At 63.0% G+C, this 24735-nt stretch carries 24 protein-coding genes; 12 read left to right on the plus strand and 12 right to left on the minus strand.

The window, feature by feature from the left end; translation table 11 throughout:
- The first annotated feature begins 23 nt into the window (after nt 1-23).
- Both JGU72_RS06730 and JGU72_RS06735 read left to right on the plus strand, forming a co-directional pair.
- Nucleotides 24-1061 carry a C45 family autoproteolytic acyltransferase/hydolase gene (locus tag JGU72_RS06730; protein ID WP_199682898.1) on the plus strand — a complete coding sequence of 346 codons (1038 nt, stop codon included), beginning with the start codon at nt 24-26 and terminating at the stop codon, nt 1059-1061.
- 4 nt (nt 1062-1065) lie between these two features.
- Nucleotides 1066-1332, plus strand: a complete 267-nt coding sequence (locus JGU72_RS06735) for a hypothetical protein (protein ID WP_199682899.1) — start codon at nt 1066-1068, stop codon at nt 1330-1332.
- 78 nt (nt 1333-1410) lie between these two features.
- Here JGU72_RS06735 and JGU72_RS06740 read toward each other — a convergent pair whose 3' ends face one another.
- From JGU72_RS06740 to JGU72_RS06755, 4 genes are read right to left on the minus strand one after another with little or no spacing between them, the layout of a single operon-like run.
- Nucleotides 1411-3015, minus strand: a complete 1605-nt coding sequence (locus JGU72_RS06740; protein ID WP_374101093.1) for a polyamine aminopropyltransferase — start codon at nt 3013-3015, stop codon at nt 1411-1413.
- A 5-nt stretch (nt 3016-3020) separates the two neighbouring features.
- A complete protein-coding gene (locus JGU72_RS06745) occupies nt 3021-3509 on the minus strand; it encodes a DUF350 domain-containing protein (RefSeq protein WP_199682900.1) in 489 nt (162 codons plus the stop codon).
- Nucleotides 3506-3895 (minus strand): DUF4247 domain-containing protein, encoded by a 390-nt coding sequence (locus tag JGU72_RS06750; RefSeq protein ID WP_307828322.1) that lies wholly within the window; start codon nt 3893-3895, stop codon nt 3506-3508. The genes JGU72_RS06745 and JGU72_RS06750 overlap by 4 nt, the downstream gene beginning before the upstream one ends.
- Nucleotides 3892-4398, minus strand: coding sequence for a DUF2617 family protein (locus JGU72_RS06755; protein WP_199682901.1), 507 nt, complete (start codon nt 4396-4398; stop codon nt 3892-3894). The genes JGU72_RS06750 and JGU72_RS06755 overlap by 4 nt, the downstream gene beginning before the upstream one ends.
- A gap of 274 nt (nt 4399-4672) precedes the next feature.
- Between JGU72_RS06755 and JGU72_RS06760 the strand changes: the two genes are divergently transcribed.
- Together JGU72_RS06760 and JGU72_RS06765 are read left to right on the plus strand one after the other, a co-directional pair.
- Nucleotides 4673-5572, plus strand: coding sequence for an MBL fold metallo-hydrolase (locus tag JGU72_RS06760; protein WP_199682902.1), 900 nt, complete (start codon nt 4673-4675; stop codon nt 5570-5572).
- Between the two features lie 221 nt (nt 5573-5793).
- Nucleotides 5794-7227, plus strand: a complete 1434-nt coding sequence (locus JGU72_RS06765) for a cytochrome P450 (RefSeq protein ID WP_233531717.1) — start codon at nt 5794-5796, stop codon at nt 7225-7227.
- Here JGU72_RS06765 and JGU72_RS06770 read toward each other — a convergent pair.
- From JGU72_RS06770 to JGU72_RS06780, 3 genes are all read right to left on the minus strand, one after another.
- Nucleotides 7220-9001: a potassium channel family protein gene (locus tag JGU72_RS06770; protein WP_199682904.1), complete on the minus strand. Its 1782-nt coding sequence runs from the start codon at nt 8999-9001 to the stop codon at nt 7220-7222. The genes JGU72_RS06765 and JGU72_RS06770 overlap by 8 nt on opposite strands.
- 15 nt (nt 9002-9016) lie before the next feature.
- Nucleotides 9017-9400, minus strand: coding sequence for a DUF6394 family protein (locus JGU72_RS06775; protein WP_199682905.1), 384 nt, complete (start codon nt 9398-9400; stop codon nt 9017-9019).
- Nucleotides 9401-9660: 260 nt separating this feature from the next.
- Nucleotides 9661-10311 carry a TetR/AcrR family transcriptional regulator gene (locus tag JGU72_RS06780; RefSeq protein WP_199682906.1) on the minus strand — a complete coding sequence of 217 codons (651 nt, stop codon included), beginning with the start codon at nt 10309-10311 and terminating at the stop codon, nt 9661-9663.
- A 71-nt stretch (nt 10312-10382) separates the two neighbouring features.
- Here JGU72_RS06780 and JGU72_RS06785 point away from each other — a divergent pair, with 71 nt between their 5' ends.
- Genes JGU72_RS06785 through JGU72_RS06795 form a run of 3 tightly spaced genes read left to right on the plus strand, consistent with a single transcriptional unit; the run spans nt 10383 to nt 12720 of the window.
- Nucleotides 10383-11291 carry a DUF2236 domain-containing protein gene (locus JGU72_RS06785; RefSeq protein WP_199682907.1) on the plus strand — a complete coding sequence of 303 codons (909 nt, stop codon included), beginning with the start codon at nt 10383-10385 and terminating at the stop codon, nt 11289-11291.
- 45 nt (nt 11292-11336) lie between these two features.
- Nucleotides 11337-12149 carry an alpha/beta fold hydrolase gene (locus tag JGU72_RS06790; RefSeq protein ID WP_233531170.1) on the plus strand — a complete coding sequence of 271 codons (813 nt, stop codon included), beginning with the start codon at nt 11337-11339 and terminating at the stop codon, nt 12147-12149.
- Nucleotides 12142-12720, plus strand: coding sequence for a TetR/AcrR family transcriptional regulator (locus tag JGU72_RS06795; RefSeq protein ID WP_199682908.1), 579 nt, complete (start codon nt 12142-12144; stop codon nt 12718-12720). Before JGU72_RS06790 ends, JGU72_RS06795 begins: the two co-directional genes overlap by 8 nt.
- Here JGU72_RS06795 and JGU72_RS06800 read toward each other — a convergent pair.
- Together JGU72_RS06800 and JGU72_RS06805 are read right to left on the minus strand one after the other, a co-directional pair.
- Nucleotides 12648-14171 (minus strand): FGGY-family carbohydrate kinase, encoded by a 1524-nt coding sequence (locus JGU72_RS06800; RefSeq protein WP_199682909.1) that lies wholly within the window; start codon nt 14169-14171, stop codon nt 12648-12650. The genes JGU72_RS06795 and JGU72_RS06800 overlap by 73 nt on opposite strands.
- 141 nt (nt 14172-14312) lie before the next feature.
- Nucleotides 14313-15083: an SDR family NAD(P)-dependent oxidoreductase gene (locus JGU72_RS06805; protein WP_199682910.1), complete on the minus strand. Its 771-nt coding sequence runs from the start codon at nt 15081-15083 to the stop codon at nt 14313-14315.
- A gap of 92 nt (nt 15084-15175) precedes the next feature.
- Here JGU72_RS06805 and JGU72_RS06810 point away from each other — a divergent pair, with 92 nt between their 5' ends.
- The 3 genes from JGU72_RS06810 (at nt 15176) to JGU72_RS06820 (ending at nt 17477) form a co-directional block, all read left to right on the plus strand.
- Nucleotides 15176-15835, plus strand: a complete 660-nt coding sequence (locus JGU72_RS06810) for a TetR/AcrR family transcriptional regulator (RefSeq protein WP_199682911.1) — start codon at nt 15176-15178, stop codon at nt 15833-15835.
- An 11-nt stretch (nt 15836-15846) separates the two neighbouring features.
- Entirely contained in the window at nt 15847-16734 is an 888-nt protein-coding gene (locus JGU72_RS06815; RefSeq protein ID WP_199682912.1) for an alpha/beta fold hydrolase, read from the plus strand.
- Nucleotides 16735-16856: 122 nt separating this feature from the next.
- On the plus strand, nt 16857-17477 hold the full coding sequence (locus JGU72_RS06820) for a YdeI/OmpD-associated family protein (protein WP_199682913.1): 621 nt from the start codon (nt 16857-16859) through the stop codon (nt 17475-17477).
- Nucleotides 17478-17493: 16 nt separating this feature from the next.
- Here JGU72_RS06820 and JGU72_RS06825 read toward each other — a convergent pair whose 3' ends face one another.
- Nucleotides 17494-18126 carry an alpha/beta hydrolase gene (locus tag JGU72_RS06825; protein ID WP_307828323.1) on the minus strand — a complete coding sequence of 211 codons (633 nt, stop codon included), beginning with the start codon at nt 18124-18126 and terminating at the stop codon, nt 17494-17496.
- Between the two features lie 326 nt (nt 18127-18452).
- Between JGU72_RS06825 and JGU72_RS06830 the strand changes: the two genes are divergently transcribed.
- Complete coding sequence (locus JGU72_RS06830; protein ID WP_199682915.1) at nt 18453-19142, plus strand: isochorismatase family protein; 690 nt, start codon at nt 18453-18455, stop codon at nt 19140-19142.
- Between the two features lie 247 nt (nt 19143-19389).
- Here JGU72_RS06830 and JGU72_RS06835 read toward each other — a convergent pair whose 3' ends face one another.
- Nucleotides 19390-19866, minus strand: coding sequence for a hypothetical protein (locus tag JGU72_RS06835; protein WP_199682916.1), 477 nt, complete (start codon nt 19864-19866; stop codon nt 19390-19392).
- A 413-nt stretch (nt 19867-20279) separates the two neighbouring features.
- Between JGU72_RS06835 and JGU72_RS06840 the strand changes: the two genes are divergently transcribed.
- Nucleotides 20280-21296, plus strand: coding sequence for a YncE family protein (locus JGU72_RS06840; RefSeq protein ID WP_199682917.1), 1017 nt, complete (start codon nt 20280-20282; stop codon nt 21294-21296).
- A 468-nt stretch (nt 21297-21764) separates the two neighbouring features.
- Here the strand turns inward: JGU72_RS06840 and JGU72_RS06845 are convergent, their stop codons facing one another.
- Complete coding sequence (locus tag JGU72_RS06845) at nt 21765-22427, minus strand: hypothetical protein (protein ID WP_233531172.1); 663 nt, start codon at nt 22425-22427, stop codon at nt 21765-21767.
- Nucleotides 22428-24735 lie beyond the last annotated feature (2308 nt).

The following is a 24735-nucleotide window of genomic DNA, read 5'->3' on the forward strand; positions in this document are numbered from 1 at the left end:
TCTGTCAAGGAAACCTTGACAGCATGGATCGAACATTTGCTTGCCCCCAGCCCCCGTTGCCACTGACCGTCTACGGCATCAACGAGGCGACGCCCGGACCTGAGTGGAAGGCGCTTTTCGACACGACCTGGCCGGCCTATCGTGATTGGTATCTGACTGAAACTTCCGGCAGCAGGCCAGATCTCGCGACCTCGCAGTCGATGCTGGCCCACTACATGCCCGAACTGTTGCCGACCTATACCCGACTTGTGAGTCTTGCCGGCAACGACGAAACGGCGGCCCGCATGCTCACGCTGTGGAATGCTCCGGCCTTCCTTCCGGCTTGTTCGCAGGCCGTGTTCGCCGGACCGGAACCGGTGCTCTGTCGCAACTACGACTACAGCCCCGATCTGTGGGAGCGGACGATCTATTCGAGCGCGTTCACCGGACGCCGAGTGATCGGCACCGGGGATTGCCTGTGGGGATTGCTCGACGGGATGAACGACGCGGGCCTGGTGGTCTCACTGACCTACGGTGGCCGACCGGGGTCCGGCCCGGGGTTTGCGATCCCGTTGGTGATTCGGTACTTGCTCGAAGTCGCTGAGACGACCTGCGAGGCACGAGAGCTGTTGCAGGACTTGCCTATAGCGATGTCCTACAACCTGACAATGGTCGACGCCGGCGGCGACGCGTGCACCGCATTCGTGGCACCTGGGCAAGAGCCCGAGTTCGCCGCCGCTGCGATCGCCACGAACCACCACGGGTCGATCCCCGAATACCCTGAACGCGCGGCGCGATTCTCGAGCGTGCAGCGGCTGGACCGATTGGCCGAACTCATCGCCGAGCGACGGGAACCCGACGATATCGCCGCGGCCTTCCTCGCGAGACCGCTGTACAACGTCGAGTACGACAGGGGCTTCGGCACCCTCTACACCGCGGTGTACCGACCCGCGGATCTGACGGTCGAATACCGGTGGCCCAGCGCAACATGGCGCCGCGGGTTCGACGATCCAAGCGCCACCAAGAACATCGTTCTCGGCGGCCCGGATCTCGCCGGGGAGTTGACGGCCCCCATATTGTGATCGGGTGACAGATGACGACTCCGATGTCCCCCATGCGCTGGTCGAACCCGCCGGACTCGGTGAGCTCGAACAGGCCGCCGCCGCCGCGGTGTCGGCACTGGCAGAGAGCGCGGACCCGGAGGCTTTCCAAGCGCTCTTGCGATTGAGTGCACTGGTCGGCGAGAGCCTCGGGGTCAGCGCTCGCACCCTTGCGGCCGCCGGTTCCTGGGCGAAAGTCGCCGAGTTCGCGGGAACCACCCGCCAGGCCGCCTGGTCACGCTGGAACGGCTGACGCGCGCAGTCTTGTTTCCTCTCACGTCATTGCGCGGGCGGGACACAAAACCTCAGGCAGCGCAGAGTAATTCGATGACTATCGCTGGTAACCCCGACGCATATCTTCCACGATCCGAGGGTGTTCGAGCGTCGAGGCCTCCAGATGCCGTGGCGCCCGGTCTCGCGGAAACGCCGTGGCGCCGTCGAGCACCGCCTGATCGAGAAAACGCAATTCCGGTGCAGCAACCGGGATCTGCAGGGCGGGCGGCGTGGTTCCCTGCTGCGCCAACGTGTAACCCCAGTCGCCGAAGCTCGGCACGAAGACGTGATACGGCGTGACGGCGAGCCCTGCTGCCTCGACTGTAGAGACGGTTCGCCAGTATGCGTCGGGGGTCGAGTACGGACTGCCGGATTGCACGACGAGCAAACCGTCCGGGTTCAGCGCACCTTTGGCGAGGCCGAAGAATTCCAGGGAGTACAGCCTGCCCAGTGCCGGTGTGTCGGGATCGGGTAGATCGACGACGACTGCGTCGAACCCGTCGAGCCCCTCGGCGGCATGGTTTCGCAGCCATGTCATCGCGTCCTCGATGACGACAAGCACCCGGGGGTCAGCCAACGAGCGGTCGTTCAGGTCGACGAGCTCGGTGTTCGCCATCTCGATCATCGCGGGGTCGAGTTCGACCTGAGTGATCTGCCGAACCGACGGAATCTTCAACACCTCTCGCGCGGCGAGGCCGTCTCCTCCGCCGAGGATCAGCACGCTCTCGGGAGTGCGTGACAGCGCCGGGTAGACAAGAGACTCGGTATAGCGGTGCTCGTCGGCGCTCGAGAACTGCAGGTCGCCGTCGAGAAACAGACGTTTGTCGTTGTTTCGTTCGGTGATCACGATCTCCTGATACACCGAGAGTCGTACGGCAACAATGGGATCGGAATAGAGTCGTTGCCGGCTGGTCGTCTCGATTTCGGCGGACGCGGCGAGGAGGTATCCGAGTGTTGCGGCGGCAGCGAGTAGCGATCCAGCGGCGACGATCCGCGCACGAACGCTCAGCTGCGACCGCAGAAGAATCAGCGCCACAACTGCGGCTGCAAGCAGATTGATCATCCCGGTGATCGCTGCCCCGCGGATCATCCCCGCCCACGGCAACAGGACGAACGGCCAGGCGAGTCCCCCGGCGAGCGCACCGAGGTAGTCCGCTGCGTTGAGGTTGGCCAGCACGGAACCCGTGCCTGCGGCGGAGGTGACGCGACCGGATTGCAGCAGCGTCATGAGAAGCGGTACTTCCGCACCGACGAGCAAACCGAGGACGAATGTCGCGGCCACAAGGACGGCGGTGCTCACGCCGATGAAGCTGAACGACACATACAACGCTGCGGCGCTGAGCCCGCCCAGAATGCCGAGCGCGACCTCGACAGCCACGAAAGCTGCTGCCGCCCGGGTCAATAGGGGCTTCGCAGCGAGGGCGCCCAGCCCGAGAGCGGCTACGTACCCTGCTATGACGACCGAAATCTGTGTGATGCCACCGCCCACCAAGCTGGTGGCGAGCGTGAGCAGAGCCAATTCGTAGATCAGACCACAGGCAGCGCACGCGGCGACGGCGGCCAGCAACGCGACCCGCGCGGACTTGCCGAGCGGCCGCGCCGTCGAGCGTGGCAACCGCTCCGCGGCCTCGTTTGCCGACGGATCGGTCGCCCGAGTACCCAGCGACGTCACGTCAGTGCGGCTGCGTTCACGAGACCGACCGCCACCATCGTCGACGCCACGGCCCACGCGGCGCCACTCATTTCGGGTTCGTCTACCAAAGTCCGAAGATGGCCGGGCACAACAAGATCCACCACGCGGAGCGCAACCGCCTGGAGGACGATTCCGAGCACGCCGTATGCCGCCGACTCCACGAGTCCCTGCGCGTAGCCGGCGTCGCTGGCGACGATCGCTGTGGTGACGACGATCGCCAGCGCGATGTGGTTCGCGCCGAGCAGGATCGCGGCGTTCGGATTGCGTTGGACGTATACCTGCTGACGCAGGTTGCCGGGAGTCAGAAGGTCGAGCGTCACGAATCCGCCCCACAAGACGAGCGTGCCGACGAAGAAGTACGCAATCGTGGCAGCGAGCCCGGACCCGAGCCCGCTGAAACTGACGCTGCCGAATTCGACAGCGAGATGGCTGGTGCTCACGAGGATCTCCTGTTGATTGGTCATTTGCCACCTTCGTTGTCCTGGGCCGCGGATGCCGGGGTGAAGCCGGGACCGAGGTACGAGTACGCGCCGTTGTTGAGCTTGGCGTCCACGTCCTCGACGACGATGTTGCTGCCGCTCGGTGTAGCCGGACTGACGATGATGACTTCGTCGTCGTAGCGGAGATACTGATTCGCGCCGTCGGTAGCCCGCGCCGCGGGATTGACTTCGGCGGCGATCTTCGACACCGTGCGGTCCACGGGATCGTCCGAGTGATAGTTGACGGTGTCCGCGGAAGAGCCGGTCTTGTCGTACAAGTCGCCCACGAAGTCACGCGGTTCGTCTTCACTACATCCGCCGAGCAGCAGCGCGGCACACACGGCACCAATCATCGCGACGCGTCTTCTCACGCCCGCCACCTGCTTTCGGCTGTCACGATCGTTCCGCCGCCTGCGACCGAGGGATAGAGATGCCAGCTTTTCCAGCTGCAAAGACCGTCTCCGACCTGCGCCGTGAGCACAGTCACCGCAGTACCCTGCCCGGGGAAAGTCCCGCAGAGCCAGTTGGGTTCCCGTGCGCTCCGCTGGCGAAGCCGCTCGGCCAGCGCGGCGAACTCGAGTTCGTCGGCCACAGCGGTCGACGACCGAAACCGGTATCCGCCCCGGCTCGCGTCCGCCGGTAAGTACTCACCGCCCATGCCCAGGGCGTCACAGGAGACCTGCTCGGTAAATGCGGAACCGCTGCTCGAAACCGTCACCACGTGAGATGCACCCAGAACTCCGAGGACCACACCGACGTGGGCTCCGCCCAGGACGAGCTCGGCAAGCGGGACGGGAGCCGGCGCACCGACCACGAGACCGAGATTCGCCGCGCACACATCGCGCGGTTCGACCTGCAGAACGTGGACGCTCACGCGAACCGCGGCGAGCCCGCCGCCCTCGTTGCAGTATTCGCGGAGTCCCGCACGGTGCCCCTATCGGTCGTAGCGGCTTCGGTGCGACATTAGCGCAGGTCATACCGGTCAGGACGGATATTTGCGACATTTCGGCAGCGATGCCTTGCCGGAACCTGAGGTTCGCGTCGAGTTCGGTGGGAGTCAGCACCGCAAAGCCGTACAGTTCGGGAATCCGACCGGGCTCGAGGTCGGCGCAGAGGCAGGCGAGCCGGTTTGTCGAGAAAGAAAGCGAATGACGAACAGTTGGACGATCGGCGACTTCACGATCACGCAGGTTGTCGAAATGGCAATCGAGGTCGGCGAACTCGACGGGCTTATCAAGGAAGCCACTCCCGAGGCGGTGAAAGACATCGGCTGGCTGTATCCGGATTACGCCACCGAGAGCGGTCAAACACTGTGGAGTGTGCATTCGTACGTCGTAGACACGGGCGCAGCCGTCGTCCTTGTCGACACCGGATGCGGAAATCACAAACACATACCCCTCGTTCCTGCGTGGAGCGACATGAACACCTCGTACCTGGAGCGACTGGCAGAAGCCGGATACGCTCCGGAGCAGATCGACTACGTCGTCGCGACGCACCTTCATTTCGACCATGTTGGCTGGAATACGGTGCTGCGCAACCGACATTGGGAACCGACATTTCCGAACGCTCGATATTGCGTCGTCAAGGACGAATTCGAATACTTCCTGGGACTAGCAGAAGGTAAGCCGCTCTCCGAGCATGCCGACGCCGACCTTCGCCTTCAGACGCGCTTCTTGTTCGAAGAGTCGATCGATCCGTGCGTCGATGCGGGACTTCTCGATCTGGTACCGATGAATCATCTTGTCTGCGAAGGAGTTCGGTATACGTCGACACCTGGGCACACACAGTTCCATCACAGCCTGACGATCGAATCGCAGGGCGAAGTGGGCTTTATCACCGGCGACTTCATTCATCACCCCATCCAGATCGCTCGTCCGAGCTGGAGCTCGCAGAGCGACTGGGACCGAGGTATCTCCGCCGAGCGCCGCCGGGAGTTTCTCGAATACGTCGCCGACGGCGACGTTCTACTTTTCGGAACACATTTCGCGGGGCACAGCGTAGGCCGAATCGTCAGCGACGACAACACGTTCAAGTTCGTTGCGGTCTGAAGCAAAACCCCCGATTTCCGGGGCTGAAAGTTCAGCAGCGCGAATCCGACGGAGTGCAGCAGTATGCTCGAGTTCGGCACGGTAACAGCCTGGCCTTGGGTATTGATTCGCAGCCGTATCAAAGACCCATTGCGTCGATCGCAACTCGCGAAGATCCGTACGAGTCACGATCGTATCGAGTGATTCGAGGACAGATGAACCCGGAAATGCTTGCGCGGGTTATGTTCTGGAGACTGGCCGAGCCACGAAAGCCGGCGGTGCGGGCGCCTTATCCTCATCCAGCAGGTCGAGTTCCCTTACTGGGTGACGTTTTTCGCCTGTCGCCACGCAGTCCGATGGCTGCGATCCAACGCCTCGGGTCGTCACTCGGACCGATTTTCGAGATCAAGGTCTTCGGTCAGCGCTTGGTGGTCGCGGCGGATCCGAGCGTGGTTGCCGATCTGTGTGACGAGTCGCGGTTCGCGAAGTACGTCGGCCCCGAACTCGTCCAGTTGCGAAAGGTGATCGGGTCCGGTCTCGTGTCCGCCGACGTCGACGATCCGACGTGGCGAAAGGCGAGCGAGCTGATGCAGCCCGCGTTCTCGCAACAGGCGATGCGCGCCTATCACTCGACTTTGGCCGACGTTGCAATGGAATTCGCCGCATACTGGCTCACCAAAGTGGACGGTCCCGCCGTCGATGTGGCTACCGAGCTATCCCGCGCAACCAACGAGATGACCGGGCGCGTGACATTCGGCCAAGCTTTCGGTTCGTTCGAACGCGGCGATCCGCATCCGTTCATGGCAGCGCTGACTGCCATGATCAACCAGTCGGAACGCGCGAACATCATGCGACGGGTGCCGCTGAGTACGCTGCTGATGCGACGTGCGCAGGAAGCGAGCGACAAACGCGGCTCCTACATCAACGGCGTTGTCGACGCCGTCATTCGGGAGCGGCGAGCCAATCCGCGCGATGAGCGAAACGACATCCTCGACGTCATGCTGGGAGCGAGTGGGCCGAACAATCCTGACCAGATCAGCGACGAAGACATTCGATATCAGGTCATCGGACTGATTTTCGGCGCCGACGCCACTTTCTGCCCGCCGTCGATTGCGCTCTACTACCTGTCCCAGAATCCCGAGATCTTCGAGCGCGCCAGGGCCGAGGTCGATCGAGTGTGGGGCCCGCCCGGCGCGAGCCCACCGTCGTTCGAACAGGTCACAAAGCTGCGGTATGTGCGCCGGGTGCTCGACGAGGCTTTGCGATTGTGGTCGCCGGTGCAGGGATTCTTGCGCGTCGCGAGGCAAGACACTTTGCTCGCGGACCGGTATCCGCTCGAGAAGGGCGAATGGGTCGTCGTGTTCATCCCACTACTGCACCGTGATCGCGTGTGGGGCACGGATGTCGACGAATTCGACCCTGACCGCTTCCTCCCGGAGCGTGTAAAAGCCCGGCCCGCTCACGCATTCAAGCCCTATGGAACTGGGATGCGATCGTGCATCGGCCGCCACCTTGCGGTGCACGAGTCACTCCTTCTGCTCGGCACGATTCTGCAGAGGTTCGACACTGTGCCGCAGGAGGGTTACCGGCTCGAGGTGCAGGAATCTGGTGGTGTGAAGCCAGCAGGCTTCGAGCTCTACATCCGGCGACGCCATGAATCCAGCAGTGTCAATTAGCGGCGGATCGTCGGGATAATTTCCGCCATATCAGGCCCGCCGCAACATGCCTGTCGAACAGGACGTACGACGCGGTCGAGTCGGTCAGCATCGTGAGTTGCAGTTCGCGGCGAGTGTGACTATTGCCCGCGAACAGCAGTTCGTCACCGACGGCGAGGACGACCTCGTCGTCTGGACACACGACGGTTTCGTCCGCTCGTGCAAGCAATAACGGAACGACCTTCAATCGCCGGTTCCTGTCCTCGGGATCACGCAGCAGCCCAGCAAGGGTGACCCGACCGTCAGCTAACAGGTCGACCAATGCCGGGGCACTGGTCCGGTCCAGCGTCACCTTCCACAGGGCGGGCAGAGCCCGGCCGCAATGTGTGTGGAGCCGATCGACCAGATCGGCCGCCCATTCGTTGCCACGCGCCGGTACTTCGCGCAGGAATCGCCACAGTAGCGGCGTGCTGATCTGCGCATAGACCTGGCGGGCGACCACTTCGGTCGGCACAAGGAGCGCGTCGACTTCCATCGCCTTGAACAACGCCGCGTTGGATCGCCGATTCTGCCGGGCGGCGAGAAACAGGTCGGAGTTCAGCTGCCGAGCGTTCACCAGAATCGACAAGTTGGTCGTGTCGTTATCCGTTGCCGCGACCAACCCGATCGCGGTGTCCAGGCTCGCTTGCTCGAGTACGCCGAGTTCGGACGCGTCTCCCGCGATCACGTCGGTGTGCGTACCTGTCGACTCGATGACGGTGACATCCAAACCCGCCGCGCGCAGATCCGCTGTCAATTCGCGACCGAAGCGGCCGTAACCGCACATGACCCAACGACCGGCCGGCGGCAGCTTCCCCCTTTGCGGCAAACGGGCACCCGGTCCAGCCTCGAGCCATTCGAGCAGCTGATACGTCGCCGGCGCGCGGAGAGCCACCCGGAGGTTGTCGCCAAAGAGGTCGAATGGATTCACGACCGTCGGCGTACCGAACGCGCGAAGCCGATCGGCGACGGGTGCCGAGTCGGTGCGAGCGAACACAGGCAGGTCGGGCCGCAACAACGCGGCAGTCATCGAGATCGTCAGGTTGGTCTCGTCGTTATCGGTAAGTGCAAGGACGCCAGCACAATTCGCGTGTCCGAGCCCGGCGAGCGTCAACAGGCGCGGACTCGCGGCGTCGGCGACGAGCATCGGGATATCGGCATGCAGCGGTTCGAGATCCAACGCTTCGATTCGTTCGTCGGACTTGTCGAGAACCACGACTCGCTGGCCCAGTTCGTCGAACGCCTTGACCAGGAGCCGACCCGCCTGGCCGTAACCGGCGAGCAACAGATACGGCTCACGGAGCCGGTCAACTTTGCGGGCGAATCGCTGCAGCGCCAACGCGCGGCGAAAACCCTGATCGCCCAGCATCGTCAACATCGATCCGATCGCATACGCCCAGCCGACGACGGACAAATAGATCGAGACGGTCAACCACAGGCGTTGCCCCGTGGTGAACGGGTAGGGCAGTTCGCCGAATCCGATTGTGGTCGCTGTGTAGCTGATCACGTAGAAGGAGTCGAACAGCGTCAGTCGGTACGGGTTGCCCGCCGGATCTACACCGGGAATCAGTGCCAGGCCGACAACGCTGATGGCAAAGAGCACGATCAACGTGATCAGCGGTGCCCGCAGTCGACGCATGACCAGGAAGATCGAGGCGGAGGGCGGCGCGTAGTCCAAATCCGCCGCCGCAGACGGTGGCGGCAGGCCCTTGCGGGTCCCGAGTTGTCGGAGCGCGATCAGCAGCGGATTGGCCATCGTTGCAGGTCCGGATCAACGGCGGAACGTCATGGTTTCGGATACCAGCAGGACTACCGATACCAAGTTGGCCAGGAGCGCCCCGCCCGACAGCGACACCATGCTGGCTGTCGAGCTTGCTGTCATTCCGTGTCCGGTGATCTGCTCGGCGAACAGCCAGACCAGCCCGGCAGAGACGAGTTGGAGATCTGCGACGAGACTGGTCGCCAGGTGCACGGCTCCGAGCTGTGTCCGGTCGCCGAACTTGAGCACCGTGGCAATCAGGCTGATCGTCAGCGCCGCGAACAACTCGTAGATGTTGTGCATCGTGGGGTCCGACATGTCCCCGATGAAGAACCCGAAATTGAGTGTCGCAGCAAGCAACACGAAAAAACCGAAGACCACCTTCTCGAGGTTCATCCGCGCTCCTTGGCTCATCTACACGGCCGCTAGAGTCACTGTCTCACTTTCGGCCGGTGCGCGGATCGACGTTGGCAATTCCCGCCGTCAGAACACATTGTGCAGGTTGAGGGTTCCCGTTTGGCTCCAGTGAGCGAGCGATGCTGGTTTTCGCGCCAGACGACCAGCCCGTCCGTTCGCCCGGGACCTCTTCGGCCCGACTCGCGTCGACGGGGCTTTTCGGACACTGCGGAGGGCTCGGTCAAAAGGCTTGGGAGCGCCTAGTTTTCGACTGGCTGGGTACGACCCTCTCCCCTACGGCGGCCACTCGCGAGGTGTCGCACCACCCGATTGCGCCAGCTCTCGATGCGATCGGTGAAGCCGACAGCGATGTCGGTCTGGATCCAGCGGTAGGCGTGACCGATTGCCTCGACGACGAGTTGTTCCGACTCTGCCGAGGCATCGAGGTCGGCGCGGATCGAACCGTCGTTCTGACCTGCTGTGAGCCACAACTCGAATTGCCCAACGAGCAGCTCTAGCCAACGGCGAACCTCCGGTCGCATCAGATGGTTTCCCGCAGCGCCTTCCAAGCTGACGATCAATATTGCGCGAAGTAGGCGCGGATGGTCGCGCGCGAAGGAAAGTAACCGATCGAAACCCGCGAGCAGGCTGTCGAGTCCGGTCGCGCCCTCGAGTCCGGTCGAGTCGCCGACAAGAAGTTCCTCGTACTCGCGTTGCAAAGCGATGAGCAGGGCATCCTTCGAGCCGTACCGCTCCCGCACCATCGCCCGGCTGTAGCCGGCGCGCACGCCGATTTCCGCGGCAGTGGTCGAGATGTAGCCCTGCTCTATGACGAGGTCTGCAAGGGCGAGCCTGAGCCGCTCCGCCGAGGTAGACGACCGCTCGACCTGGGTCCGGGAGGGAATCGACATGGCTGCGAGTATAGGTCGATTCCTCAAATACATGCTTGCGCACACGCAAGTAAGTTGCTTAGGATCGGCACATGACAAGCGTCGACTCCCATTTGGCCGCATCCCGACGACAGGGCCGGCGGTGGGCCCGCGACATAGCCGCACGCCTCGATCCCGTTGCGGACCACGAGTACCTAACGCACCTGACCCTCGAGGTGCGATACGGCGACCCGATTCTGACCTCTGCCCTCTACACCGTTGCGTTTTGCCGGCAGATGGCAGTGCCCTCGATCGCGAAAGTCGTCTATCGCGGCGGGCGCGCACCAATGATCCAGGCGACGCGCAAACGCAATGACGACACGATGGTGTTCTTCGGCGAGTTCATGCGACAGGGATACTCCTCCGGTCGAGGTCGCGCCGCGATCTCGCGACTCAACCAGATCCACAGCAGATTTCCGATAACCAACGACCAGAGCCTCTACACGCTTGCATCCCTTGCCCTCGAACCCGCCCGGATTCCCGCCATGCTCGGCTGTGAGGTCCTCACGGCCACCGAAATGGACGCGAACCTCAGGTTCTGGCAAGGCGTCGGCAGGGCGATGGGCTTGCACGACATTCCCGACACCACAACCGAATTCCACTCCTGGACAATCGCCTACGAGCGGTCGACCTGGGCGTGGTCCCATGGCGGCGCGGCCGTCGCACGAGCTGTGATCGACGACTATGCCGCCAGGTGGTTCCCGTCGAAATTGCAATGGTTCGGTCGCGCGTTCGCGATGGCGCTGTGCGACGACCAACTCCTCGCAGTCCACCGACTCCCCACACCCCCACGCTGGGCACGCCTGTTCGCCGCCACCACGCTGCGCGCCTACGCGCTCGGTCGCAGAATTCTTCCCGATCCGAAAGACAGATCGTGGGTCGACTACTACGGAAAGGCATATCCGTCGCATATCGACATAGACGCCGTCGGGTACCGGCCGACCGAACCGCGAGCTTCGTGAAATTACCGCCAGCTCTTGACGGCGAAAGCTATACGGTATAGCTTTATGGCTATGAAACCTACCCAGTACTTGGATCGCCCCGAGGGGCGAATTGCCTACGACGTCACCGGCGCGAGCGGCCCACTGGTGATCTGCGTGCCCGGGATGGGCGAGCTTCGGCAGTCCTATCGGTTGCTGGCACCACTGCTTGCCGAGCGGCATCGAGTGGTGACGATGGACCTCCGCGGCCACGGGGAAAGCGACGCCACCTTCACCGACTACGACGACGTGGCGCTGGCGAGCGACATAGCCGCACTCGTGGACGTCTTGGGTGAACCAGCGTTCGTGGTCGGCAACTCGATGGGGGCTGGCGCAGCCGTGCTCGCGGCGGCAGAAGCCCCTGACAAGGTGCGCGGCCTCGCGCTGTTGGGACCGTTCGTCCGTAACCCGAAAGCCGGGTTCGCCCAGAAACTGATGATGCGACTGATGTTCATCAAGCCTTGGGGGCCAATGGCTTTCATGTCCTATTATCCGCAATGGCTACCCGGTGAGAAACCGCTGGGCTACGAAGAACACAAGGGGCGAGTACGTGACAATCTACGCCTACCCGGCCACTGGCACGCGTTCGTGCAGACCACCCGTACGTCACACGCCCCAGCCGAAAGTCGATTGTCCGATGTCACTGCACCGGTCGTGGTCGTCATGGGCGAGGCAGACGTCGACTGGCCGGATCCGGTCGCCGAGGCCGAGTGGATCGGTCGGCAACTGAACGGCGAAGTGGTGCTGATACCCGACGTCGGCCATTACCCCCAGGCGCAGGCCCAAGACCTCACCGCTGCAGCCGTGACACGTCTGATCGCGAAGACTGTCGATGCCTAGGGTTGGCCTGAATCCCGAGATACTCGTCGCCGAGGCCGCGCGCCTCGTCGACGAGATCGGACCCGAACGCCTCACGTTGTCCGCCCTCGCCGAGCGCGTCGGGGTCGCCCAACCGACCATCTACAAACACATCGACCGCATCGAAGGCATGCACCGACTGCTCGCCCTCAGCGTATTGCGCGAACTCGGCGCGGATGTCCGCCGTGCGGCGACTGGCAAAGCTGGACCAGCTGCACTGCGGGCATTCGCGACCGCGTACCGCGACTACGCCCGCGCGCACCCCGGCCGCTACAGCTACGTTGTGCGCCCGATCCCCGACGACGAGGTGCAGCATGCCATCTCCGAGATCCTCTCGGTGCTGTACGCGGTGCTCGACGGCTACGGCATCACCGGCGATGACGCGGTCGACGCGGCACGTCTGATCCGCAGCACCATGCACGGCTTTGTACACCTCGAGTCGAACGACGGGTTCCAGATACCCCAGTCGATCGACCAGAGCTACGCCCGACTCGTCGACTCTCTCGACACCGCACTGGCGGCCTGGCGATCACCGCGGTCGCCCAGTCGGTGAACCTGATCGCGCGTCGCCGGGTACAGCTCGAGCCAGGTGCCGTAGAGGTCGTCGTAACGGCCGCGGTTGCGCGAGTCGGGCTCGATCTGTCCGACAATCTTCGTCCAATCGGTATCGGCGGCAACCAATCCCGCTCCGATTGCCGCAAGCAGCGCGTCGCCGTAGCTGGCGCCGATCGCTTCCTTCGGCACCAGCTGTGCCCGGCCGGTGACATCGCTGATCGTCTGCGCCCAGACGGGACTTTTGAGGCCGCCGCCGACAGCCACCGTACGAGACGCGCGGTGGGCATCGTCGAAGCGTTCGAGAATGTGCCGGATGCCGAACGCAATGCCTTCGTAGGCAGCGCGAACCAAGTGCCCACGAGTGTGCTGGAGCGTCAACCCGGCCAGAACCCCGCGTGCTTGCGGGTCGAACACCGGAGTGCGTTCACCCGCCAGATACGGCAGCATCAGCAAACCGTCGGCGCCCGGCGGAACAGCCAGCGCCTCGGCCGTCAGATCGGCTAACGCTGCCCCACCTGTCACGGACTGCAACCAGTCGATCAACGTACCCGCGGTGGAGGTTCCAGCTGCAAGCGCGAAGCGTCCACGGTCGACGGCTGTCGTCGTCCACAGCGCCGGGTCGGTGTGATACTCGCCGATGATCTGCACCAGAAACATCGTCGAGCCATACATCAACATCTGGTCACCGGGAGCGCGCACGCCGGCCGAAAATGCCTCCGCGTAGGCGTCTACGGTCCCGGCGACGACCGGTGTGCCGGCGGGTACTCCGGTTGCCGCGGCGGCCTGCGGCGTCACCGTACCGACTACGTCGCTGGGCCAGACCAATCGAGGCAACGGAAGATGACCACAAATGCGCAGCGCCCATTCGTGATTCCAGTCGAATTCTCTCGTCGCGTACAGCGGGTCGCACTGGCTGGCGGTGTGATGATCCATGACGTATTCGCCCGTCAGTTTTGCAACGACGTACGAATTGGATCCGTACCAACCGGTGGCACCCTCGAAGACGGCGGGCTCGTGCAAGCGAACCCACTCCAGCTTGGGCCCGACCGCCTGGCTCGACAACAGCGAGCCGGCCCGGTCGACGATGCTGGATTCCCCGAATTCCGCATTCAGCGAATCGATCTCGCCCATCGCGCGAGAGTCTATGCCGTACAGAATCGCCTTTCGCAGCGGTCGCAGACCTTCGTCGCACAGCACCAGACACGGGCCGAGTCCGCTGACGCACATGCCGGCCAGCTGTCCACCCCTCGGTACCCGTCCCATGAGTGCACCACTGATGTCGCAAACCTCACGCCACCACAGTGCTTCCGCATCCACCTCAGCCCAACCGGGCCTGGGGAATTCGATGCTGTGCGAGATGATTTCGGTCGCGACCACCGTTCCCGCCGAGTCGACGAGAACGCCCTTGGTGCTTCCCGTTCCGATGTCGATGCCGAGTAGCAGGTCCACGTCGTCAACCTACTGTTCTCGACCAGTGTGAGCGAGCGAAGCGGGCCGAAGTTGCTGCCACGTCGGTCGTCCGGCCATCGTGATCGCGCGCAAGACCCATTCCGCCGGACCGTAGCTGTGTGTGCGATGGCCGTCGGCGAATCAGACCATGATGGCTGGGACGGCGGCGATGAGACCTCCGTCGACCTGGAGGTCCTGGCCATTGAGGTAAGACGCATCGTCCGATGCCAAGAAGGCGACCGCAGCCGCGACGTCTTCGGATGTGCCAAGCCGGCCGGCCGCGACCGTCGCGACGGCCGCGGCTTTGGCAGCGTCGGAAACATTGGCTCGGTAGGACGGCGTCTCGATATAACCCGGGCTGATCGAGTTGACGCGGATCCTGCGCGGAGCGAGTTCCGCCGCGAGGGATTGCGCAAGGTTGCTGACGGCAGCTTTCGTGGCCGAGTAGAGCGAGGCCGCTGGCACACCGCGGTGGACCGCCCAGGACGAGGTTACAACGATCGCACCACCGTCGGCGAGGAGCGGAAGTGTCTTCTGGACAGTGAAGAAGACGCCCTTGAAGTTCGTCGCAACCACCCGATCGAACTCGGCCTCGGTGATATCCGGGGTCGGCCCGAAGGCGGCGATTCCCGCGTTGGCGAACACAACGTCGAGGCGACCGTGGCTGGCCGTGATCACGTCGACGAGGGCATCGAGATCCGATGAATCGGCAACGTCGCCGACGAAGGCGATGACTCGGTCACCGGCGTTCAACTCTTCCACCGCAGCATCGACACCCGGCTTTCCACGGGCAACGATGATCACCTGGGCCCCCTCGTCGAGGAGTCGCCGGGCGGAGGCCAAACCGATGCCGCTGCTCCCGCCAGTAACCAAGGCGATCTTGCCGTCGAATCGGGATGTGGCATTTGGCATTCCGGAGTCCTCTCGAAGGGTCGTCATAGGAACGAACTCCGAGCAGCGAGCCAGTATTTCCGGCATGCTGGTGACCTGTTACGATACGGAACGTGCCGTTTCCTAACGCTGAACCCCGAGAACAGGTCGCCGAGGTACGCACCGGACGGCCTCGTGACCCCGCACGCGAAGCAGAGATCCTTGCGTCCACGTTGGAGCTTCTGGGCGAGGTGGGCTACGACGCACTGACCTTCGAGGCGGTGGCGCGCCGTGCCCGCGCATCGAAGGCAACGTTGTACCGGCGCTGGGAGACGAAGCGCGACATGGTCGTTGCTGCGATAAAAGCAGGCCCAGCGTCGGGCGGCTCCGATACCGCCGTCGACACCGGCACTCTGCGCGGAGACTTGGTTGTCCTCTGCGAACGGCTCGACGCGACTCTGCGCTCGGCGGATCCGACGATGAGCTTGATGCTTCTGCAAGCAGGCCTGGAGGACCCCGATCTTTGCCGCCACATCGAAGAGTCGACAGGGCCGACTGGCGCGAAACTGCCTGCGGCAGTGCTATCGGCCGCCATCGATAGGGGCGAGCTTCCTGCGGGCGCGCATCCGTTCCCATACGAGGAGATCACCGGTTCGGTACTGCTCCTACGCCGGCTGAACGGTCTCCCCACCGGACCCGAGTACCTGACTCACCTCGTTGACAACATCCTCATTCCGGCGCTAGAGGCAAGCGCCACAACCCCCGCAGCGCCGCCGCGGGCCATCTTCTCCTGAAAGGTGCATTCATGACGAGCACGACCCTCGACGGTTTCGACTACCGACGGATCCGCGGCGAAGGCAGCGCTGCGCTGAATGTCGCCATTGGTGGCGACGGTCATCCCATCGTCCTGCTGCACGGCTTCCCGCAGACTCACCTGATGTGGCGACACGTTGCCCGCACGCTCGCGGAGCAGTATCTGGTTATCGTGCCCGACCTGCGCGGCTACGGCGCCAGCGACAAACCCGACGCCCAAAGCCCTGACACCTACTCGAAGCGGACCATGGCGCGCGACATCGTCAACGTCGCGCGCGCTATCGGAGCCGAGCGATTCAGCGTGGTCGGACATGACCGGGGAGCCCTCGTCGGAGTCCGGGCCGCCCTCGACCACCCGGAAACGATCACCCACTTGGGCATCCTGGACGTCTTGCCGACCATGGACACCTGGGACGTGTTACATGGCGTCGATGCCGCGGTCGCGTGGCACCTGTACCTGATGGCACAACCAAAGGGCTTGCCCGAGCGGATGATCGAAGCAGTGGCCGATGATTTCTTCAGTTCGTTCCTCGACGCGTGGGATTCGGACGGCGCCACATTCCCGCCGCACATCCGACAGCACTACATCGACAGTTGCGCACGTTCAGTTGCGTCCATCGTCGCCGACTACCGGGCTTCGGCCGGCATCGATCTCGAGATGGACCGCGCCGACCGAAAGGCGGGTGCCCAACTGGCCATGCCTGTCGCTGTGCTCTCCCAAGACTGGGGCTCACAGCTTGGATTCGACGCGCAGGCCCTGTGGCAGCAGTGGGCCCCCGGCGCGACCTACCAGCCGACTGAAGCAGGCCACTTCATGGCAGAGCAACGGCCTGACGAAGTCGCCGCATTCATTCAGGAATTGGTGCGCCGTAACTCGTGAGCACGATAGCCCCGCTCGCCTCTGCCGACGGACAACATTGCGGACACAAACAGTCCTAGATCGTTGACACACTGAAGGGTGTGAAGCTACCCGACCACCACGATGCGAACTAGGAGGAAACGATGGCCGATTCGGAATCACCGCCGCCGATCTCCGCCCACCCTCCAACGTGGAAGTTCGACTACCCGATCGTCCACGCCGAAACTCGGGTGCAGTGGCGAAAGTGGCTGATGCACAACGTCACATCGGCCCGGGGCGTGTGGTTGTGCTCGTGGCGCAACACCACCGACCGGCCACGCTGCCCCTACCCCGACGCCGTCGAGGAAGCCATCTGCTTTGGTTGGATCGACTCCACGAACACCGTCCTCGACGAGGAGCGCAGCTTACAACTGTTCACGCCGCGCAGACCCAAGAGTTCCTGGACCCGACTCAATCGCGAACGCGCAGCCGATATGGAGAGAAGTGGCCTCATGACCGACGCTGGTCGTCACGCCATTGCCGCCGCGAAATCCACTGGCTGGTGGACGATTTCCGACCAAGTCGAAGACCTCGTGGAACCACCTGACTTGACGGTGGCATTGGACCGAAACCCGTGCGCTCGAAGCAACTGGGACGGATTCCCACCGAGCGCCCGCAAACAGATGCTGTGGTGGATCGTTACTGCCGCTCGAGAAGAAACACGGGCAGGTCGAATTGGCCAGATCGTTTCCGAAGCAGCCATCGGTCAACGTGCTCGGGGGTGACGCTCGTGGAGACCGGCTAGCTGCGCGTGAATGCCCAGGCAACCATTAGCGGAAGCTCTTCCTGCCAGAATGCACCGCCGTGCGATCCGGTCCGCTCGCTGATGACGACGTCTGCGCCGGCACCGCGCAGCGCGTTTGCCCATCGAGCCGCATTCTCGAGGAAGAACGGCTCGGACGAACCGGCGACGAAGTACGCGCGCGGAAGGGAACTCGGCATCGTCGCAGGCGGTTGGTAACCCGCGCCTGGTGAGGCACAGAGGACCGTGCCGTAGATCTCCGGATGCCCTAGTCCGAGAGCGAGAGCCAACTCTCCACTCGCAGATACCCCGAACACGGCGGTTCGTTCAGTGGGCAGGTCCACGCCGAACCGCGACGCAGTCCACTCGCGCACATCCTCGACGAAGAACTTCTCGTGAGCCGCGAACCGGTCGGGGTCGAAATACGGTGAGTACTCATGGAGTCGGAGCGTCTCGTCGGCGAGCCGATGGACACCCACGATCATGGTGGAAGGCAATTGGGCTGTTTCGAGGAGGCCGCCCCAGTGCGCCAGCACTTGCCCGTCACCGGCGAACACGACGGCCTCAGGTGGCTCTGGCGGAACGTACACCGTGACCCTGCGTCCGCCGTCGTATTCGAATGCCTCGGTCACGAAATGGCCTGCTAGTGCATCGCCGATCCCTTGGTCGTCCACAATCGACTACCCGATCCGAGGAAACGTTCTCTGTCAACCCTCGTTTCGAAGTCCGTCGAATCCAATCCTGCAGCAATGACCGGACGTCAGTCATCGGCTCGAAACTTTGCCCAACTTTTCTCGGCCCGAAACATGTTGTTGCAGTGAGCAAAACACACTTCTCCAGCGACGGTGGCACTGAATATTGTTTCCTCTGAATACGCTGCAACAGAGGCCCGTTCGGTGCGCGAAACAATTGGTCAAATTGCCCTGATTGGAATTAGGCATCCGAATAGACTTCCACCATGCACAAGGTCGAGATCGCGCCATGGGTTGTCGAACGCGTCATCGCCAAGCGCGGAGCCGAGCACGTCTACGAGGACTTCGACCCCAAGAAAACAGCGCTCATCGTGATCGACCTGCAGAACGCCTTCATGCTTCCCGGTGCCGCATTCGTTGTGGTCGAGACAGCTGCGGAGATCGTGCCGAACGTCAACCGGCTCGCTGCAGGGCTACGTGCGGCCGGCGGGAAAGTCGTTTGGATCGCCATGACCTACACCGATCAGGTCACGGTCGACTGGTCGGCCTTCTATCGGCTTATGACCGTCGAGGGTGCAACGAATCACGATCGCGCGCTCACTAGAGGCACGAAGGGACACGAGATCTGGGACGGCCTGGACGTGCAACCGGCCGATACCGTCATCGAGAAGTCCAGGTTCTCGGCACTCGTCCAGGGATCGAGCGAACTCGACAATTGGCTGCGCGCACACGACATCACGACGCTGATCATCACCGGCTGCCTCACAGACGTGTGCTGTGAGTCGACTGCGCGCGACGGGATGATGTTGAACTACGAAGTCATCATGGTCACCGACGCCAACGCCGCCCCCACCGACGCCGACCACAACGCGGCCCTGAGCGCGTTCTACACAACATTCGGCGATATTCTGAGCACTGACCGACTGGTGGAACTGTTGGAACAAAAATCCGTGTGATCAGTGGCCGACACGTGCTAGGGCTTCATGCCGACCAGTTCCGCGCTGCGCTCCCAGAGGGCCTCACGACGGTCGGCGGAGAGTGTGTGATCGGTCGATACCCATACGGAATGGTCCGCCCCTCATCGGGCAGTTTCCACAGGTCGCAAGCTGCGAAAGTAGCTGAGCGCGCGGATGTCTCGGACCCAGGTTAGGTCCGTGGGGTTGGTCGGCTCGGAGCGCCCACTCTCAAGGCAGCAACGCACTTTCACGGCATCTCGACGGTTTCCGCACGCGCGATGTCGTTCAGCGCACTGAGCAGATAGTCAGAGACCGAAATCCTCGCTGCGGCAGCCAGATCGGCGATAGCAAGTACGGAGGCGACAAGCACCCGACCGGGTTCGTGGGCGGAAACGTCGTCGAGTTCGCCGACACCGAGAGCGCCGATCAGCACGATTGCGAGAGAGGGCACGTCGAGTCGCGGAGTCCACGCGCTTCGCCGAGCACATCGGGCGAGCGCGTCGGACACGTCCTCCCCTGCCAGCCCATCGGGATGAAGTGTTTCCATCAACTCCCGAACGATCCGGAAGTGCACCGACACGACCTGCTCGTACGGCAGCGCGCCGAGTTCACTCAGAGCATCGTCGCATTCGTCGCTCGATTCGGCGAGCGCCGCAGCCACGGCATCGTCGGTCGCCGTCGCGATAGCTCGCGCCACTGCCGGCCACTCGTTGGGCCACCCCATCGGTCCTCCAGTCGGTCGATTCGAACTGCACTGTCGCACATCCCACCGACGGAGTTGTGCGATCATCGGCCTCGTCGCCCGATCGGTATGTCCGCAGCGCCGTAATCGATTGCACACGAACAAGATCGAACAAACGGGTTCTGACCTGAGAAGCACTGGCGGCCAGGGCGGGATCGAAGTGGCGACGCGTTTGCAGTTTGTGGACGCTTTGCGCATTCGTCTGAGACCGGCCCCTCGAGACGGCCGGAGGCATCGAGAACCACAGGGTGGGGCGACGCCACCCCTATGGGTCCTGTCAGCGGGGTCCAGCGTCCGGAACCATTGCACGTGTACCGATCGGAACCGAACATCGAACCGGTCTCCCCACCCGCGAACTCCAGGGCGCGATCATTCTCGGAAAGTTGAAGGTCGACATGAACACTGGCGGGCTCCGAGGCACGCGCAGATACGCCGCCGCGACAGCAATACTCGCAACGGCCCTCCTGACGGGCTGCGCGGCGTCCGGCGACGCCACGCCAGCCGCGAAACTGCCGCTGGGACCGCCGGAGCTGGCTGCCCCAATCGACCTCGACTCCCAACCCGCAGGTGTGGCCGTCGATCCGGCAAACGAGTCGGTCTACGTCGTCCACAGGTCCGGACACACCGTGTCGGTAATCGACACCGATACTCACGAAGTGAAAGCCACCATCGACGTCGGCGTGAACCTCGACGACATCGCTATCGATCCGTCGACGCACACCGCCTACGTCACGCACTTCGACATCGGAGACCAGGACCACCACGGAATGGTGTCGGTGATCGATACCGATACCCGAGAAATCATCGACACCATCGAAGTCGACAGGAACGCGACCGCCGTGGCCGTGGACGCCGCCGACCACAAACTCTATGTAGTACACGGGTTCATCCCCCGAGTCTCCGTCATCGACACCGAAACCAACACCGTCACAAGCACACTCGACGCCGGACAGGGAGGCGCGTTGGATGTCGCGGTCGATCCGACAACCCACACCGCGTACGTCACGGTGCGGTCTACGGTCGCGGTCTTCGAGTCCGGACAACTGACCCCGTCCACCGTCATCGACGTCGGGCAATATTCCAGACTCGCGATCGACCCGGCCGCCCATCGCCTCTACGCCACCACTCTCGAAGGCTCACTCGTGGTCATCGACACCGAAACCCGCACCAAGACGGCGACCGTGAAGGTCGGGAGAAATCCAATCGACGTGGCAGTCGATCCAGGCCTGGGGTCCGTCTACGTCCTGAACAACGGCGACAAATCCGTCTCGATCATCGACAGCGAATCCTGGACACTCACGCACACCATTCCTGTAGGGGCCAACCCTCAAGAGATCGTGATCGATCCCGGCAATCACACCACCTATGTCTCGAACCTCGGCGACGACACAGTCTCCGCCATAACCCGATAGAGGCCACGCCCAAGGACGACGCTCTCGACGACACCAACGATGCTCGCCCAAGCCCGAACGATGACGGGGGGCCTCGACCTGCATGAAACCTGTTGGCCCGCCACGGGATCGAACCGACTACCTCAAAGTATTCTCAGCACGTGCCGACAAATGCGGCACGGGATCCATGACCCGACACACCCCGGGTTGTTTGGAACGATGGCCGTGCCAGCAATAGGCGGCTCATGGGTTCGCCGAGAATCGATGGTAGACAACTCGTGACACTGACGTTGTCAGCGTCAGCGGCGTCGCCTCGCGTGGATCCCCTGGGCTACAAACAGCTTTGGCCAAACATCCGTGGTCCCCACACCTGTTAGGACTGACGGTCGGGGCGTGCGCCGTAGCAGGTGTGGGGACTCGGTCACCGGGGAAGCCCCGGAGGTTTCGGTGTCCGGCCCGGGTGTGGGTCGGAGATGCCGAGCGGTCGGGTCAGGCGGGGTGGGTGACGTTGTAGAACTGGATTCCGGCGACGATGGCAACCGGTACGCCGACGACGATCGTGCCGACGACGGCACCGATCGCACCGGCCGCGGCTCCGGTGACGATGCAGGCGCCGATCGCGCCGGGTATGGCGAGAGTCCCGATGGTGACCACCGCTGCTGCCGCTCCGCCTGCGAGTCCACCTGCCAGGCAGCCGATTCCGGCACCGACTGCGGTTCCGATCAAGCCGCCGATGGCGACGCCGGCACCGACGGTGGTGCCGAAGTTCGACAGGGCCTGGTTGAAGATGGCGTCGCTCGCGGCGTCGACGGGGTGGCGGTCCAGATCGATGGCCGATACCTGGGTCGGGGTGAGAGTTGCTGTATTTCCGATGATTTCGGCGACGATCGGCCAGGACTGCCCCGCCGCCTGAAAGGTCAGCGGAAGTCCTGCGACGACATTGCCGGCGGTGTCGAGGATCTGGAACTGGCCGTTAGCTGTCGCCAAGGATCCGGCGTCAGTTTCGACGACGACCGATTTGTCGTCCAGGCTTGCGGTGTAATGGATTTCGCTCGCCGATTCGGTGCCCGGTGCGGCACTGGCGGTGCCGGTGAGCGCGAGGGTGGAGGCGGTGACCAGGAGCGCGGTCACCGCGTATTTTCTTAGCATCATCAAAATCCCCCGTCTGAAAGTCGTTGCAGTGGAAGCAGATCCGGAAGGATTGCGACCACAAGTGAACAGTGGGCGAAGAGCCCACCAGGTATTTCTGAGAGTTAGCTGAACTGCGGTGTCGAGATAGTTAAGGAATCAACCACACGAGTGGCGGGATCGCCACCGGGGTGAACATGTTTTGCATCACGCCGTCCGGAGACTGAGTCGTTGGTCACCCGGACCGCCTGAATTTCCACCAAACCGCGCTTCTGAGGCGTCTGGAGAATCGGCAGAAGTGCTGCGCACAAGGGTATTTGGTCCTCGATTTCGGAACGAGACGGCGCACGTTCACGCCGTCGCACAGAGGCGGCAATGCCGACTCGAAGTCCGCTCGGGGTCGGCGTCGACGGCTTGCGTCCAGAGTTCGAGTGATCGCAGGTGCATGCCACACGTGCCAACTACTTGTATTGCTGACAGTTTGCAGCGGTCGTAGGTCCGAATCGCCCGCTTCGAGCGTCCATTGCGTGGGGCTGATTCGCGGCCTGACCGCGCTCGGCCCGCGAGACCGGGTCGGTATCGCGAGGCGGCCGGGAAGTCGCGCCCTTGCCGGATCCGCGGCGATTCGCGAGGATCGCCCATGTGAGCACAGTCGCCGCTGCGGCTCCCATTCCGGAAACCCCTGCCGCCCGGAAACCCCTGCCGCGACAAGGAGGGCGAGCTCGATCAGCATCGCGGCTCTCCGATTCTCCCGTCGATATCCCGTGAATGCGTCGACCCGGCAAGGTCGGCATTCTGCTGGCTATTCGCGCTTGATCAGCCTTCCGAGGATGAGGGCGACAATTGCAACCACCACCCATGCGAGAACGAACATGCCCACCGCATGAAGCCTTTCGCTTCCGACCCACGGGTCCTACCGGCCCGAAAACGAGCCGATCGAAAACATCGTGCCGCGCGGTTTCATCGTCAACAAGCTGTCTTCGTAGTGCGGTGCGATGACCTTCTCCCCTAGCGGATTCGCGTGCCGTGTGCTACGAAAATCGCAGGACAACAAAGTGATTCGAAAAGCGTCGAGCGCGTCACAGCACCATCTCGGACGTGGTCCAACCCTCATCCGGGGCGGCGGTGTTGGCGGTCCGAAGTGTGATTGGTTGCCATGTGTGAAACCGGGTGAGATCTTCGCTGGCGGTGATTGCACGCCGCCACTTTTGGTAGCGCCAAGCACGGATCAGGGGGTCGATCCGCGGTTCGAATCTCGGATCACCCATGTCCCGGCGCGGGACGCCGAGCCGAAGGCCTCGACGCTACCGACGCTCGAGTGTGCGAGGTCGGAACTGGTTGGCACGGAGGCGAGCCCTCGCGCCGCGAATTTCGGTTGCGCGGTAGTCGATTCCGTCCGTCGAATGCATAAGAACGCACATCGCGATGACAACGCCGGCAAGAAGTAGCACGAAGAGCATCTGGTCCTCGATCGATTTGGGTTTTCAGGTCGTCTTGGTTGACAGGAGCCGCCGAATCAGGCGTTTCGCATGAGGCGAACATACACGGTACTTCCGGTACTAGCTACTGCCGGTACCAAATCCCGGGACTTTTTGTCCCCACGGGCCTGTGGAAGTCCCCGCACCCCTCGGTCGCGGGTCGGTGCGGCCATCCGGGGTGCGGGGACAATAGCCGAACCGGGGGTCGGGGTCCTCGGCTCGACACTCGAGACCGGCGCTCGACAAGCGCCGGTGGTCGGTATGAACGCGCCCGTCTTATCCACATTTCTCCCCTGGCTTCGAAAGCCAATCCAAGGGTTTCGACAACCCCCGAGAACTGTCGAAAACGGCTCGGCGAAATGCAATGCGGATAAGACCAGCGCGTTCTACCAATGAAATAAAGCACACTTGTACGCCGCGACACAGACCCTTCGACTGTGTGCTGACACACACTCCTGATCGGCATTTCGCGTGCCTCACACATAGACCCCACGCGGACCCAGAATGTCTCCTGAACTGGCCTTTAGCTAGCACATCGATCACGAATCGACTAGAGGACACCGGCACCGAAATAGGGGTCCTCGAGCGCGCAGCGAAGTTCCTAATCGAGTTTGTTGAAGATGCAATGACACGCGATAATTGTTTCGCCGCCGAACCGCGCGGACGCGTGTAATGCCACGCGCGATTCTTCCTCGATGGGATACAGAGTGCTATCGGTGATCGGCCTTCTTGCAGCATGGACCGTTGTGGCAACTATTGCTGCGCTGTTGCTCGGCCGACTGGTCCACCACCCATAACCCAACACCTCGCCAGCAAGGGAGCCAGGGTGATGCGACGGAACACGCCACTGTGGC

The organism is Antrihabitans auranticaus (genome assembly GCF_016481275.1).
Lineage (GTDB): Bacteria > Actinomycetota > Actinomycetes > Mycobacteriales > Mycobacteriaceae > Antrihabitans.

Coding starts and splice junctions, on each gene's coding strand:
- JGU72_RS06785 (WP_199682907.1), top strand. CDS start 10,383: ATGACAAGCGTCGACTCCCATTTGGCCGCATCCCGACGACAGGGCCGG.
- JGU72_RS06745 (WP_199682900.1), bottom strand. CDS start 3,509: ATGACCAATCAACAGGAGATCCTCGTGAGCACCAGCCATCTCGCTGTC.
- JGU72_RS06845 (WP_233531172.1), bottom strand. CDS start 22,427: ATGATGCTAAGAAAATACGCGGTGACCGCGCTCCTGGTCACCGCCTCC.
- JGU72_RS06775 (WP_199682905.1), bottom strand. CDS start 9,400: ATGAACCTCGAGAAGGTGGTCTTCGGTTTTTTCGTGTTGCTTGCTGCG.
- JGU72_RS06760 (WP_199682902.1), top strand. CDS start 4,673: ATGACGAACAGTTGGACGATCGGCGACTTCACGATCACGCAGGTTGTC.
- JGU72_RS06840 (WP_199682917.1), top strand. CDS start 20,280: ATGAACACTGGCGGGCTCCGAGGCACGCGCAGATACGCCGCCGCGACA.
- JGU72_RS06795 (WP_199682908.1), top strand. CDS start 12,142: ATGCCTAGGGTTGGCCTGAATCCCGAGATACTCGTCGCCGAGGCCGCG.
- JGU72_RS06820 (WP_199682913.1), top strand. CDS start 16,857: ATGGCCGATTCGGAATCACCGCCGCCGATCTCCGCCCACCCTCCAACG.
- JGU72_RS06780 (WP_199682906.1), bottom strand. CDS start 10,311: ATGTCGATTCCCTCCCGGACCCAGGTCGAGCGGTCGTCTACCTCGGCG.
- JGU72_RS06770 (WP_199682904.1), bottom strand. CDS start 9,001: ATGGCCAATCCGCTGCTGATCGCGCTCCGACAACTCGGGACCCGCAAG.
- JGU72_RS06790 (WP_233531170.1), top strand. CDS start 11,337: ATGGCTATGAAACCTACCCAGTACTTGGATCGCCCCGAGGGGCGAATT.
- JGU72_RS06835 (WP_199682916.1), bottom strand. CDS start 19,866: ATGGGGTGGCCCAACGAGTGGCCGGCAGTGGCGCGAGCTATCGCGACG.
- JGU72_RS06830 (WP_199682915.1), top strand. CDS start 18,453: ATGCACAAGGTCGAGATCGCGCCATGGGTTGTCGAACGCGTCATCGCC.
- JGU72_RS06805 (WP_199682910.1), bottom strand. CDS start 15,083: ATGCCAAATGCCACATCCCGATTCGACGGCAAGATCGCCTTGGTTACT.
- JGU72_RS06815 (WP_199682912.1), top strand. CDS start 15,847: ATGACGAGCACGACCCTCGACGGTTTCGACTACCGACGGATCCGCGGC.
- JGU72_RS06730 (WP_199682898.1), top strand. CDS start 24: ATGGATCGAACATTTGCTTGCCCCCAGCCCCCGTTGCCACTGACCGTC.
- JGU72_RS06765 (WP_233531717.1), top strand. CDS start 5,794: ATGTTCTGGAGACTGGCCGAGCCACGAAAGCCGGCGGTGCGGGCGCCT.